General features: G+C 64.0%; 9 protein-coding genes and 1 pseudogene. 6 read left to right on the plus strand and 4 right to left on the minus strand.

The window, feature by feature from the left end:
• Positions 1-191: pseudogene (locus ACCQ08_RS16245) on the minus strand (hypothetical protein); the annotation flags it as partial.
• A gap of 333 nt (positions 192-524) precedes the next feature.
• Here ACCQ08_RS16245 and ACCQ08_RS16250 point away from each other — a divergent pair.
• Both ACCQ08_RS16250 and ACCQ08_RS16255 read left to right on the plus strand, forming a co-directional pair.
• Positions 525-956: a helix-turn-helix transcriptional regulator gene (locus tag ACCQ08_RS16250; RefSeq protein ID WP_313336984.1), complete on the plus strand. Its 432-nt coding sequence runs from the start codon at positions 525-527 to the stop codon at positions 954-956.
• The gene (locus tag ACCQ08_RS16255; protein WP_373450381.1) at positions 940-2,334 is read left to right on the plus strand and encodes a type II toxin-antitoxin system HipA family toxin; all 1,395 of its coding nucleotides are present in this window, start codon (positions 940-942) and stop codon (positions 2,332-2,334) included. Before ACCQ08_RS16250 ends, ACCQ08_RS16255 begins: the two co-directional genes overlap by 17 nt.
• A 650-nt stretch (positions 2,335-2,984) precedes the next feature.
• Here ACCQ08_RS16255 and ACCQ08_RS16260 read toward each other — a convergent pair.
• The 3 genes from ACCQ08_RS16260 to cphA (ACCQ08_RS16270) form a co-directional block, all read right to left on the minus strand.
• The gene (locus tag ACCQ08_RS16260) at positions 2,985-3,473 is read right to left on the minus strand and encodes a CreA family protein (protein WP_373450382.1); all 489 of its coding nucleotides are present in this window, start codon (positions 3,471-3,473) and stop codon (positions 2,985-2,987) included.
• A 65-nt stretch (positions 3,474-3,538) separates the two neighbouring features.
• Positions 3,539-6,121, minus strand: coding sequence for a cyanophycin synthetase (cphA, locus tag ACCQ08_RS16265; RefSeq protein ID WP_312527373.1), 2,583 nt, complete (start codon positions 6,119-6,121; stop codon positions 3,539-3,541).
• Positions 6,122-6,200: 79 nt separating this feature from the next.
• Positions 6,201-8,381, minus strand: a complete 2,181-nt coding sequence (gene cphA, locus ACCQ08_RS16270; protein ID WP_239809421.1) for a cyanophycin synthetase — start codon at positions 8,379-8,381, stop codon at positions 6,201-6,203.
• A 223-nt stretch (positions 8,382-8,604) separates the two neighbouring features.
• Between cphA (ACCQ08_RS16270) and ACCQ08_RS16275 the strand changes: the two genes are divergently transcribed.
• The 4 genes from ACCQ08_RS16275 (at position 8,605) to ACCQ08_RS16290 (ending at position 13,285) form a co-directional block, all read left to right on the plus strand.
• Positions 8,605-10,953, plus strand: coding sequence for an ABC transporter ATP-binding protein (locus ACCQ08_RS16275; RefSeq protein ID WP_313333512.1), 2,349 nt, complete (start codon positions 8,605-8,607; stop codon positions 10,951-10,953).
• 23 nt (positions 10,954-10,976) lie between these two features.
• Positions 10,977-11,456: a DUF1854 domain-containing protein gene (locus ACCQ08_RS16280; RefSeq protein ID WP_239809419.1), complete on the plus strand. Its 480-nt coding sequence runs from the start codon at positions 10,977-10,979 to the stop codon at positions 11,454-11,456.
• 467 nt (positions 11,457-11,923) lie between these two features.
• Complete coding sequence (locus tag ACCQ08_RS16285) at positions 11,924-12,625, plus strand: epimerase (protein WP_373450383.1); 702 nt, start codon at positions 11,924-11,926, stop codon at positions 12,623-12,625.
• Positions 12,626-12,823: 198 nt separating this feature from the next.
• Entirely contained in the window at positions 12,824-13,285 is a 462-nt protein-coding gene (locus ACCQ08_RS16290) for a hypothetical protein (protein ID WP_312461629.1), read from the plus strand.
• Positions 13,286-13,418: the final 133 nt, after the last annotated feature.

Below are 13,418 nucleotides of genomic sequence, written 5' to 3' on the forward strand. Positions count from 1 at the left end.
GCAGAGTGCAACTGCATCGTGAACTGACTCACCGCGTCTGTTTGAACGGAGCGCCCCTGGCGCGTAGTGAGTTTCGCGGTGCAGCCCATGCCCGAGCACCGCAGGTTGCCCGCAGCGAAGCGAAGGGACGCAGTCAGCAGGGCGACCTTCTTTTGGGTACTTTTCTTCGGCCGGCGATCCGGGGTCGCCAAGAAAAGTACCTCGCCCGCCGGTGCGAGACCCGGCCAGCAGCCCTACGCCAGTAGTAGGCAGCGCCTATAAAGAAGCGCAATTCTCAACGATCACCAATCGAGCATTGACTGCGCTAACAGATGCACTCGAGCATCAGATAGAATGTAGCCAATAACAGTCCTTAAATAAATTTAAGACTGAAATTACGTTCATATAACACCTATTTTTAGAAGGATGATCCCCTAATTTATTGTTTCTAAATTCAGTCCTAACTAAAAATAGCGACTGTTATTAAAAACATTAAATGAGCAACTTCATGCAAGCGGACCGTTGCGGCGTTCAGAGGCGATACCATGAAATACGACGAAACCACCCGGACCTCTAAAGACAGGCTCAAAGAAGCAGCGATGCTCGGCAAAAAGCTGCACGCGCTGCGCATGGCCATGCGCATCACCCAAGCGGAGGCAGCAGCGCGGGCAGGTCTGTCTCGTTCTACGGCGGTGCTGATTGAAGCGGGGGACGAGAGCCGCACCTTGAGCCAGCTACTGCGCTACCTGGATGCGCTTTCTCCTCGCACATCTTTGTTGGCGCTGCTCACTGACGACATTGCCGCCGTGAAGAACATGCAGGCGGACTCCCTTGGCAAGCGCGTACGCATGCCCAGACGTCACCAAGTCCATGAAGGGCAACCGCCGTCGTCGCTGACACCAGAAAAGCCCGGTGTCGAAAGCACCCCTAGCGCCCGTCGTGGGAAAAAGGAGAAGACCGATGCCTACGATTTCTAAGCGCAGCAAATATGCGCACCCGCCTGAACAAGTGGCGGTGTTCGCGCATGTCGCAGGCGCGGGCGTTCGCCAACAGAATGCGTTCGTGCCCGCCGGCATGCTGGAGAATCTCGCGCAGGACCGCAGCCCCACCTTTGCCTATGGCAAGAAATATGTGAAGCGCAACAACGTGATCGAAGTGGACCCCGTTGCCTTGCCTTTGGCTGGCGAGCAAGGCGGCCAGCAACGCCATGTGTTGCCTGGGCTGTCCGAGTTCGGCGGCTTACGTGATGCCGCGCCCGATGCCTGGGGCCGCCGCGTTATTGAGAACAAGCTTCGCAGCGGTACGCTACCGGAAGTGGCCTACCTGCTGGAGGCTGGCAGCAACCGGGTGGGCGCGCTGGATGTCCGGCTGGCGGTCAACTCCCCACAGAGCGATGAGGCTTATGGCGTGGTGGACCTGGAGCGTCTGTTGGATGTCGCCGACCGCATAGAAAACGACGAGCCCGTGCCCGAGACGTTCTTTCATTATTTCAACGGGCTTGGGTCAGCCGGCGGTGCCCGCCCGAAAGCGACCATTCGCGATGAACACGGTGTTCTCTGGTTGGCCAAGTTCCCCTCCAAGGGCGACAAGGCCTGCAACGCGGTGCTGGAAGCCGGCGCCTTGGAGCTGGCGCGGGCCGCCGGCTTGCGCGTCCCTCCGGTCAAGCTGCTCGATATCGGCAGCCAACGCATCTTGCTGATCCGTCGCTTTGACCGCTACTGGGCAGAGCCAGGACAGGTTTTGGCCCAAGGGGAGGAAAGCTGGGCCTATGACCCTGCATCGCCTACCTCCGGAGGCAAGCGCGAAGAAGGCCGGATTGCCTATTGTTCTGCGTTGACGCTGATGGGTTTGCACGAGCATGAGGCGCCCAGTAGCTCGTATGCGGACATCTGCCAGGCCATCCGCAAGCATGTGGCCATGCCATTCATCGACCGCGATGTGAAGGAAATTTTCCAGCGCATGGTGTTCAACATCATCGCCAATAACAACGATGACCATCTGCGTAACCACGCCTTCATTTATGACGTGGCAGCCAAGGGCTGGCGTCTGAGCCCTTTGTACGATGTGCTGCCGATGAATACGGTGGCCCATACGCGCTATCTGCATCTGTCGGTGGGGGACGAAGGCCGGGTAGCCACCCTGGACAACGCCTTGTCGCAGTGGTCGGCGTTCCATAACTCGCGTGCTGAAGCCGTGGAGGCGATGCACCATGTGTGGATGGCTACACGCGCTTCGCTGGAGAAGTTTGAGCAATTTGGTGCATCTGAGCGTGATTTGGCGTATGTGCGGGGAGCCTTTCGTCGGTTGGATGATCTGGCTAGTCCTGCGTTGCGGCGGGAGCTGCGTGCGCTTTAGGCTTTGCTCTGCTTAGTCGCACAGCGGCCTCTGGGTTGTGCTTATTTGTGGCGTTTTTTACTACTGCGTAGGGCGGCTGGCCGGGTCTCGCCCCGGCGGGCGAGGTACTTTTCTTGCGCGGCCAAGAAAAGTACCCAAAAGAAGGCCGCCCCTACTGACTGCGTCCCTTCGCTTCGCTACGGGCAACCTGTGGTGCTCGGGTATGGTCTGCACCGCGAAACTCACTACGCGCCGGAGGCGCTCCGTTCAAACAGACGCGGTGAGTCAGTCCACGATGCAGTTGCACTCTGCGGTGCAACTGCCCAGCCCATACCCTGTGCTCCTCGGCGCATTCAGAAGGGGTCTGAGCAGATGCAGGCCATCGCTACGCTCGGCCAGTTTGGGAGGCCGAGCGTAGCGATGGCCTGTCGGGTGTTGGCTGTTGGGGTGTTTGCATTCCCCCTTTTGCAAACGCCACGACACAGGTTGCCCTTCGCAAAGCGAAGGGTCGCAAGCAGCAGGGGCGCCTTTGCTTTGGTTACTTTCATTTGGCGCCAAATGAAAGTGACTGCGCCGCCGGGCGCACATCCCGGCCAGCAGCCCTACGCCAGTAGTAAAAACGCAAATTAAAAAGCGCAGCCATAGCGGCGATCAGCGCTAAAGAAGAGCAATCACTTGACCGGAATAACCGTAGAAGCAGGCACCGCCACCGCCGTCACACTGTTCTGCGGCGAGCCCTCAATCACCTTGTCCGAATACGTCATATAGACCAAAGTATTGCGCGCCGCATCCACCATGCGCACCACCCGCAAACGCTTGAACAGCAGCGAGGTCCGCTCGCTGAACACTTCTTCCTGCTGCTTCAAAGGCTTCTCGATGCTGATCGCGCCCGCCTGCACACAGGCAATCGAGGCCTCGGAGCGGTCCTCGGCCAAGCCCAGCGCGCCTTTGACGCCACCGGTGCGGGCGCGCGAGACATAGCAGGTCACGCCTTTGACCAGCGGGTCGTCATAGGCCTCGACAACGATCTTGTGGTCGGGGCCGATGAACTTGAACACGGTGTCCACCGAGCCGATGGTGTCCGGTTGGGCCGAGGCGGCCGTGGCGGCCAGGCAGGCTGCGGCGGCGACGGCGTGGCGCCAGGAAGAAGGGATCAGCATGGAGGGCAGTCCGAAAAAGGAGAGGGGGCTGCACCGGCGCGGTGGCCGGTGCATGCAGGAGGCGGTCAGGCCTGGGCGGCGGCTTGGGCCACGTGGCGCTGCAGATGCGCGAGCGCCTCTTCGACCTGGTCGACCAGCACCAGGCACAGATCGCCGGGTTGCAGGCGTTCCAGTGCATGGTCGATCGCGACGAACTCGCCGTGGATATCGGTCACGTAGCTGGTGCGGCTGGCGCCTTGCAGGCCTTGGCGCAGCAGTGCGATGACTTCGCCGTCGGCGCGGCCGCGCTGGGCGGCATCCTGGTAGAGGATGACGTCGTCGAAGGCCTCGCCCAGCATTTCGGTCTGCACGCGGATGTCTTCGTCGCGGCGGTCACCGGCGCCGCTGATGACCACGCTGCGCTTGTTGGCGGGCATGGCTTCCACGGCCTGGATCAGCGCGCGGATGGCATCGGGGTTGTGGCCGTAGTCGGCGATGATCGTCGCACCCCGGTAGTCCATCACGTTGAAGCGGCCAGGGGCGTTGTCGCTGTCGTTGACAAAGCCTGCCAGGCCACGGCGGATTGTCTGCCAGGGCAGGCCAGCGGCCCAGGCGGCGCCGATCGAGGCCATGACATTCTCGACCTGGAACGTGATCGCGCCATTGCGGGTGATCGGGATCTCGCGCAGCGGGATCGATTCGCGCCAGGAGCCTTCGGCGGCCACGATGCTGTCGCCATCGACATAGACGACGCGGCTGCCCTGGGCGCGGTGCGTGGCCATCAGCGGGTGGTGGCGGTCGGCGGCAAAGAAGATCACCTTGCCGGGGCAGACATGGGCCATTGCGGCGACCAGGGGGTCGGCGGCGTTCAGCACCGCGTAGCCGGTGGGTGCCACGTTCTGCACGATCACGCGCTTCAACACACCCACGTCTTCCTTGGTGGTGATGAAGTTCAGGCCCAGGTGGTCGCCTTCGCCGACGTTGGTGACCACGGCAACCTGGCAGCGGTCAAAACCCAGGCCTTCGCGCAGAATGCCGCCGCGTGCACATTCGAGCACGGCGGCATCGGTCTCGGGGTGGGCCAGCGCGTTGCGTGCGCTGCGCGGGCCCGAGCAGTCGCCGCTGTCGATCTGGCGGCCGTTGACGTAGACGCCATCGGTGTTGGTCATCGCCGTGCGCCAGCCGTGCGAGGTGAACAGATGGGCGATGACGCGGGTGGTTGTGGTCTTGCCATTGGTGCCGGTCACGGCGACCAGCGGGATGCGGCCGTCGTTGCCGGCACTGAACATCTCATCGACCATCGGCACCCCGACATGGCGGGGCTTGCCGAACGAGGGCGCCAGGTGCATGCGCAGGCCGGGGGCGGCGTTGACTTCGACAATGCCGCCGCTTTGCTCTTCCAGGGGCTTGAGCATGGTCTCGCAGACCACGTCCACGCCGCAGATGTGCAGGCCGATGGTCTGGGCCGCTTCGATCGCACGGGCGGCGATTTCGGGGTGCACGTCATCGGTCACATCGGTGGCACTGCCGCCGGTGGACAGGTTGGCATTGTTGCGCAGCACCACGCGCTGGCCCTGGCCGGGCACGCTGTCGGGGGTCATGCCTTCGCTGGCGATGCGGGCGATGGCGATGTCGTCCAGGCGGATCTTGGTCAGCGCCGTGCCGTGGCCGGTGCCGCGGCGCGGGTCCTGGTTGACCAGGTTCACCAGCTCGCGGATCGTGTGCTGGCCGTCGCCCAGCACCTGGGGCGGCTCGCGGCGGGCAGCGGCAACCAGCTGGCCGCCGACCACCAGCAGGCGGAAGTCGTGGCCGGGCAGGAAGCGCTCGACCATGATCTCGTCGCCAAATTCGCTGGCGGTCTTGTACGCGGCCTCCAGGCCTTCGCGGGTGGTGATGTTGACCACCACGCCCTTGCCCTGGTTGCCATCCTGCGGTTTGACGACGACGGGCAGGCCCACCTCCAGCGCCACTTGCCAGGCTTCTTCGACATCGGCCACCGGGCGGCCCATCGGCACGGGCACGCCAGCGGCATGCAGCAGGCGCTTGGTCAAATCCTTGTCCTGCGCAATGGATTCCGCCACCGCGCTGGTCGAATCAATCTCTGCTGCCTGGAAGCGGCGGGCCTTGGAGCCCCAGCCCAGTTGCACCAGCGAGCCGGTCGTCAGGCGGCGGAACGGAATGCCCCGGGCGACAGCGGCGTCGACGATGGCGCCAGTCGAGGGGCCGATGCGCTCGTCTTCATCGAGCTCGCGCAGCGCGGCAATGGCGGCGTCGGCATCAAACGGCGTGTCGTTCAGTGTGGCCTGGATCAGCGCTTCAGCCTTTTCCATCGCCAGCTTGCCCACGGCTTCCTCGGTGTACTCGACGACGACCTGGTAGGTGCCGGGCTCGGTCGTGACATGGGTGCGGCTGAAGGTGACCGGGCAGCCGGCTTGCGCCTGCAGCGACAGCGCGGCAACCTCGAGCACATGGGCCAGCGACAGCGCCTGGTCGGCGCCATGGGGCTGCAGGGGGGCGATATTGGGGAAGCGCGCACGCAGTTTTTCTTCAAAACCGGGGATGGTGCTGTAGCGCTGTTCGCTGTCTTCACAGCGCACGATGGTCTCGATGGCGGTGCTGCGGGTCCAGAGGTTGGGGCCACGCAAGGCACGGGTGCGGGAGAGCTGCATAGTGTTTCTTTCAGATGGAGGGCCCGCTGAATCAGCGGGCCGTGCATGCTTGTCGTCGTGGGGAGCCGTGTCCGGCGTGTCAGGCGTTGTACTCGAAGGTCTTGATACCGGCACCGATCAGATCGGGGGTGATATCCAGCGCCCAGGCCGTGGCGATGGCGGCAAGCAGAGCCGAGGTGTCGGGCTTCTTGCCGCCCGGCAGGCTCAGCGCATCGAGGGTGCCCAGCACGCGCTCTTGCGCGCCGGTGGCCAGTACCACGTTGTTGCCCTTGATGACGACGGCGCGGCCGCCTTCGTGCTGGGCTTCGGTGTTGGCACGGTGGGCGGCCACCGCTTCGTTGTCCGCCTGGGCCGAGTACAGGACTACTTCGCCATCGCAGAGCTCGGCCAGATCGGCCACCTCGGGCAGGTCGGCATTGAGTACCCCGGCGCCTTCGTCCAGCACCACATCGATCTGGGTGCGCATCACGCGGCGCATCTGGCCAGGTTCGAGCACGTCATGGTCCGCCAGGCTCTCAAAGCCTTGCATGTCGGTCACCACACCGACCAGGCAGCGGTCGTAGGCCAGGCCTTCTTCCAGGATGGAGCGGGCGGTCGTCTGGATCACCGCAGCCTGCGCCAGGCGGTTGGTCAGCAGGCGGTGGGCACCCGCCCAGTTGGCGGTATTGGTCTTCTGGGTCTGGCGGTTCGACAGGTACATGCCCTCGTCGCTGGCCACACCGGTGAGCTTGCCCGACAGCTGCAGCAACCAGCCCACCAGGCGTGCGATGAAGGCATTGTTCTGCGTGCCGACAATGCCCACCACGGGGATGCGGCCTGCGCCGGCACCGTCTTCGCGGGGGAAGAGGTGGTCTGCAATGGCCATGCCGACCGGGCGCGGCGCGCCGCTGGTGGGCTTGAGGTGCATCAGCAGGCCGGGGCCGGCATTGACTTCCAGGATGGCGCCCTGGCCCTGCATCGGCTGGGAGACATCCTTGAGGATCATGTCCATGCCGGCGATATCCAGGCCGACGATCTTGGCCGCCAGCACGGCGTAGTAGGCGACGTCGGGGTGCACGTCATCGAGGCAGTCGATCGCCATATTGCCATTGCGTTGCAGCAGCACACCCTGGCCCTGGGCGATCACGCTGTCGGGCGTGACGTTCTGGCGGTTGAGTTCGAGCTTGACCGCACCGGCTTCCAGATTGATCCAGTCGAGCGGGTACTCCTGCTCGGGGCCACGGCGCGGGTCTTCATTGAGCACGGCCACCAGCTCGCGCAACGTGGACTTGCCATTGCCGTAGACGCTGACGGTCTCGCCCTTCGTGGCCGCAACCACCTTGTCGCCCACCACCAGCAGGCGGTGTTCGACGCCGTCAATGAACTTCTCGACGATGACGTCGGAGCCTTCGGGCTGGGCCAGTGCGAACGCGGCCTTGATGTCGGCCTCCTGCGACAGCTCCAGCGTCACGCCACGGGCATGGTTGCCGTCGGAGGGCTTGACGGTGACGGGGAAGCCGATCTCTTGCGCCACTTCCCAGGCTTCTTCAGGGCTGGCGACGATCTGGCCTTCGGGCACCGGCACGCCGCAGGCGGCCAGCAGGCGCTTGGTGAAGTCCTTGTCCTGGGCAATGCCCTCGGCAATCGCGCTGGTCTGGTCGGATTCGGCCGTCCAGATGCGGCGCTGCGCGGCGCCATAGCCCAGTTGGACCAGGTTGCCGTCATTGAGGCGGATATGGGGAATGCGGCGCTCGCTGGCGGCATCGACGATGCAGCCGGTCGAGGGGCCCAGGTAGCGGTCGTTGATTGCCGTCTTGATCGCATGGACCGCCGGCTTGATGTCGTAGGGCTCGTCGTTGATTGCGGCCATCAGCAGCTGGTGGCCGTGTTCCAGTGCGACGCGGGCGACGGCCTCTTCGGGGCAGCGGAACACCATGCGGTAGACGCCGCGCTTGGAGATCTCGCGCGTCTGGCCGAACTCGGCCGGCATGCCCGCCAGGTTCAGCAGCTCGATGATCACGTGTTCCATCACATGGCCCATCCAGGTGCCGCCTTCGAGGCGCTGGATGAAGCCGCCGCGCTCACCGACGCCGCAGGTGTGCTCGATCAGGTCGGGCAGCCAGGTGGTGAGGCGTTCGTTCAGCCCGGGGATCTTGTTCGAGGGATAGTCCTCCAACTCTCCCAGGTCCAGCCAGACCTCCAGAACAGGGCGGTAGGTCCAGACGCTGGGGCCGCGCAAAAACGTGGTGCGCAAGAGTTGGATGGTATTGAATTTCGCCATATCGATCAACGGATAAACATAAGTAACAATTCCGGGGGGAATCGCCGTAGATGGGAAAGCATTGTGCGCCCAAATGAGGCAGATTAATCGCTGTCAGCCTATCGGCCATGTCAGACGTTAAAGACAGATGACGGCAGGGCGGCCCAGGCCGCCGTTCGCCACAATAATATGCGGTTGTTCACCGGACCACTGCCACCGCCCCGTGCGGAGAGAAAAACGCCATATGCAACATCAACATTCCGCGGACGCGTCAGCATTCTTTGCGGGTCCGCTAGGAACCCAATTGCGAGCGAAGCTCAATACTCTGGAAAACGTGCTTGCCGCCACTCCCGTTGACCTGACCTCCGATTTGCGCTTTGGCAGCGGTCAGGTGGTGCTGACCTCCGAGCGCCTGCTGGCCTTTGATCCTGCAGCCCAGCAGTGGAGTGAGTGGGTACTAGCGCCGGATCTTTCGCTGCGTTTTTTCGACCATGGAGGCGTGGGCAGCCTGGAGTTGCATGACAGCACCCGGCGTTTGGGCCTGTGGCGCATCACACTGAGCCACCAGACGGCAGTGCTGGGGCTGATGCAGCAGTTCGAGCGCCAACGTGAGCGCTTGCTGCGCAACGAGGCCTACCAGGTGGTGGAGGACGAGCGCGCGCTCTGCCCGGTCTGTGGCAGCGTGCTGCCCCCGGACAGCGAGGAATGCCCGGCCTGCGCCCGCCAGCAGAATGCACCGACATCCAGCTGGGTGCTGCTGCGGCTGTGGCGCTTTGCCAAACCCTACAAAATGCAATTGTTGTTGGGTTTCGCATTGACCTTGTGCACCACGGCCGCCCAACTGGTCGCGCCGTACCTGACGATTCCGCTGATGGACAAGATCCTGATCCCGTTCCAGAACGGGGAGAAGATCGATGCCGGCCTGGTGCGGTTCTACCTGGGCGCACTGCTGATCTCGGCGCTGATTGCCTGGCTGCTGGGCTGGGCGCGCACCTTTGTGCTGGCGCGCGTATCGGAGCGCATTGGTGCCAACCTGCGCACGACGACTTACAACCACCTGCTGAAACTCTCGCTCGATTTTTACGGCAGCAAGCGCACCGGTGACCTGATGGCCCGTATCGGCGCAGAAACGGACCGCATCAACCTGTTTCTGTCGCTCAACGCGCTGGACTTTGCGACCGATGTGCTGATGATCGTGATGACCTCGGCCATCCTGTTCTCGATCAACCCCTGGCTCGCGCTGGTCACCTTGGTGCCGCTGCCGTTCATCGCCTGGATGATCCACACGGTGCGCGACAAGCTGCGCACCGGTTTCGAGAAGATCGACCGCGTCTGGTCCGAGGTGACCAATGTCTTGGCAGATACGATTCCCGGTATCCGCGTCGTCAAGGCCTTTGCGCAGGAGCAGCGCGAAGCCGACCGCTTTGCGGCCGCCAACCAGGTCAACCTGGAAGCCAATGACCGGGTCAACAAGACCTGGTCGCTGTTCACCCCCACGGTCACCTTGCTGACCGAAGTGGGTCTGTTGATCGTCTGGGCCTTTGGTATCTACCTGGTCGCGGGCGGCTCGATCACCGTGGGTGTGCTGACCGCGTTCATCGCCTACATCGGCCGCTTCTACACGCGCCTCGATTCGATGAGCCGCATCGTCTCGGTAACGCAAAAGGCGGCCGCCGGCGCCAAGCGCATCTTCGACATCCTCGACCATGTGAGCAACGTGCCTGACCCGGTCAACCCGGTCAAGCTGGGCAAGGTGCAGGGCGCGATCACGATGGAAAACGTCGGTTTCCGCTATGGCAGCCGCACCGTCATCAAGGACCTGAACCTGCAGATCCGCCCCGGCGAGATGATCGGCCTGGTGGGCCACAGCGGCTCGGGCAAGAGCACCCTGGTCAACCTGATCAGCCGCTTCTACGACGTGACCGATGGCTCGATCCAGCTCGATGGCGTCGATGTGCGCCGCATTGCGGTGTCCGACTACCGCCGCAACATCGGCCTGGTGCTGCAGGAACCCTTCCTGTTCTTCGGCACGATTGCCGAGAACATTGCCTACGGCAAGCCCGATGCGACGCGTGAAGAGATTGTTGCTGCTGCCCGCGCTGCCCATGCGCATGAGTTCATCCTGCGCCTGCCCCACGGCTATGACTCGCTGGTCGGCGAGCGCGGCCAGGGCCTGTCCGGCGGTGAACGCCAGCGCATCTCGATTGCGCGCGCACTGCTGATCGACCCGCGCATCCTGATCCTGGACGAGGCAACCTCGGCCGTCGATACCGAGACCGAAAAGGAAATCCAGCGTGCGCTGGACAACCTGGTGCAAGGCCGCACGACGATTGCGATTGCCCACCGCCTCTCGACGCTGCGCAAGGCTGACCGCCTGGTGGTGATGGACCGCGGCGAGATTGTCGAGGTCGGATCGCACGACGCGCTGATGGCCCAGGAAGGCGCCTACTGGCGGCTGTACATGGCGCAGGCGCGCCGGGCCGAAGAGGATGCCGAAGCCGCTGGCGTGGTCACTGCGCGTGCTGCGGGCGTGACCTATGACATCCAGCCCCTGCCCAAGTCCCATGTGGACGGGTCCGATGACAACCGCTGATCTGCAGCCAGGAAAGCCTTCCCATGACTTCGACTCACACTCCCGCTTCGCTGCCGCTCAGCCGCAATGCCTTTGGCCGCCTGGTATTTTTCAAGGATGGCGCAGCGCACCAGGTCAACCCGGTGCGTGCCTTTCCGCTGTCGGCCCCGCTGCTCGGCATCTCTTTGGTCGGTGAAGACGGCAAGGAAGTGCTGTGGATCGCCGATATGGCGGCCGTGGACCCGGCCGCCCGTGCGCTGCTCGACGAAGACCTGGCTGCGCGGGAGTTCCAGCCGCTGATTGAGCGCATTGTCAGCGTCTCGACGTTCTCGGTGCCGAGCATCTGGACTTTGGAAACCGACCGGGGGCCGGTCCAGATGACCCTGAAGGCCGAAGAGGACATCCGCAAGCTGCAGGGCCGCCAGAACCTGCTGATCACCTCGGCCGATGGCGTGCACTACCGCCTGCCCGATACCACCCGGCTGGACAAGGCCTCGCGCAAGCTGCTGGAGCGCTTTCTGTAAGCGACGTGTCCACCATCCACCAGCCAGGGCCCGCGATCGCGGGCCTTGCCGTTATAAGAGCCGTGGTTTGCCGGGGGAGGGCGCAACCGGGGGCAGCATGCCTTGCTGTGCCTTCCCGAGCCGGATGGCGGAGACGGGTGTTATCACTGGCGGCAAGCAAGAAGCCGCCCGTGGCGTGCGCGCAGCTCTGGATGCGCGGCCAGCATCCGCTTGCTGATCAGTCCACAGCGGGCCGGGTCTGGCTGCACTCTATCAGCAATAACCCCGCCGTCGCATTTGTGGGCCTGCCGCCACGCGCCTGGGGTCGCGACAATGGCATGTGCTGCCTCCAATCGTAGCCGGAATACCGCCGGAGGTGGCTGGGGCGTGCCGAGAGCGGGCCAGGCAGAACCGGACGGCACGAGCCTTGCGGGCTGACTGCTCGCTCTCCGGTCGCAGGGTAAACAGATGGACAGTGAAGGAATACGATGATGCGGGTGTTGTTGCTGGGTGCCTCGGGAATGGTGGGCGGCGGCGTATTGCGCGAATGCTTGCTGGCCCCGGATATCGATCAGGTCGTCTCGGTGGGGCGTTCGGCGCTTCCATCGCAGGACCCCAAGCTGGTGCAGCGGCTGCGGCCTGATTTTGCAGTGGATCCGAGCACGATACCGGACGAGGACCTGACAGCGATAGATGCCTGCTTCTTTTGCCTGGGGGTGTCGTCCTCCGGCATGACCGAGGAGCAGTACACCGCAGTGACCTACCGGCTGACGCTGGCCATCGCGGAGCGCTTGTCCGCGCTGAGCCCCAACGCGACTTTTGTCTACGTCTCAGGGGCTGGCGCCGACAGCAGCGAGCAGGGCTCGGTGATGTGGGCACGCGTGCGCGGTAAAACGGAGAACGCGCTGTTTCGGCTGCCGTTCAAGCGGGTGCATGCCATCCGGCCGGGCATCATACAGCCGCTCAACAACGCTGTTTCCAAGACGGGCTCGTACCGCCTCTTCTACCGGCTGTCTGGCCCGTTGCTGACCCTGGGCCGCAGGTGGTTCCCATCGCGTGTGCTGAGCACCGAGATCATCGGTCAGGCCATGCTCCAGATGGCGCGCCACGGCGCAGCCACGCCGGTGTTGGAGGCCCCCGCGATCTACGCCGCCGCGCTTTCCGAGCCGCCCGGTGTGGGCCGCCGATAGCGGCCTCCCGGCTGCAGACCCCGCCTTGCCGCCCATCGCGGTTCGCGCCCCGCCGATGGGCAAAGTGGGGGACATGCAGGGCTGGCGCGCTGGCCGGCCTGCGATTTGCAGGCATAATGCAATTCATTTGCAATAATCGTGCGCAATTTCCCCGGCTTTCCGGGGCGCGCGCCGCTGGTTCGATCCACTGTTTGGCCTGTGTCTCCGCTGCGCTTCTTCCATCCCCTCTCTGTCTCGGCGCATGCGCCGAGGCCGCTGCGTGGCTGGGCGATCGCGCTGCTGATCTGGCTGTGCCTGGCGCAGCTGTCCATGCCGCTGCTGGGCAAGCTGCATGACATCAGCCATCTCTACGCCCGAGCGCTGCAGGCCGCTGTCCTAGCGTCTTCATCAACCACGGTGGGCGAACGCGACAGCAGCGATACCGTCGTCATCCCTGGCCACGGTGTGCATGACCTGTTTGGCAAGCACTCCGAGGCCGATTGCCAGGGCTTCTCGCACATGGCCTTGGGCGCCGGTCTGCTCTGCGAGGGGCTGCATGCGCCGTTGCTGCGGGCGGTGCAGGATGCGGCACCAACGGTGTTGGCCATCTTGCTGCGGCAAAGCCCCGCGCTGTTCTTTGCGCGTGGCCCTCCCTCTCTGACTCCCTCCTTGTTCCAGTGACACGGCCGCTGGCCCTGACCTTCGACGGTGCAGGCTAGCGCAGGCCGGTCTGTCTTGTTTTTCCGCGCAGCTGCCGGGCGTTATGGCGCCTGGCCGGTTCAGCCCGCCGTGCGGGGCTGCGCCTGCACATGCT

It is taken from the genome of Comamonas sp. SY3 (assembly GCF_041730275.1).
Lineage (GTDB): Bacteria > Pseudomonadota > Gammaproteobacteria > Burkholderiales > Burkholderiaceae_C > Comamonas > Comamonas sediminis.

Excerpts from the sequence above, each read along its gene's own strand:
- ACCQ08_RS16250 (WP_313336984.1), top strand. The coding sequence starts at position 525 with ATGAAATACGACGAAACCACCCGGACCTCTAAAGACAGGCTCAAAGAA.
- ACCQ08_RS16255 (WP_373450381.1), top strand. The coding sequence starts at position 940 with ATGCCTACGATTTCTAAGCGCAGCAAATATGCGCACCCGCCTGAACAA.
- ACCQ08_RS16260 (WP_373450382.1), bottom strand. The coding sequence starts at position 3,473 with ATGCTGATCCCTTCTTCCTGGCGCCACGCCGTCGCCGCCGCAGCCTGC.
- cphA (WP_312527373.1), bottom strand. The coding sequence starts at position 6,121 with ATGCAGCTCTCCCGCACCCGTGCCTTGCGTGGCCCCAACCTCTGGACC.
- cphA (WP_239809421.1), bottom strand. The coding sequence starts at position 8,381 with ATGGCGAAATTCAATACCATCCAACTCTTGCGCACCACGTTTTTGCGC.
- ACCQ08_RS16275 (WP_313333512.1), top strand. The coding sequence starts at position 8,605 with ATGCAACATCAACATTCCGCGGACGCGTCAGCATTCTTTGCGGGTCCG.
- ACCQ08_RS16280 (WP_239809419.1), top strand. The coding sequence starts at position 10,977 with ATGACTTCGACTCACACTCCCGCTTCGCTGCCGCTCAGCCGCAATGCC.
- ACCQ08_RS16285 (WP_373450383.1), top strand. The coding sequence starts at position 11,924 with ATGATGCGGGTGTTGTTGCTGGGTGCCTCGGGAATGGTGGGCGGCGGC.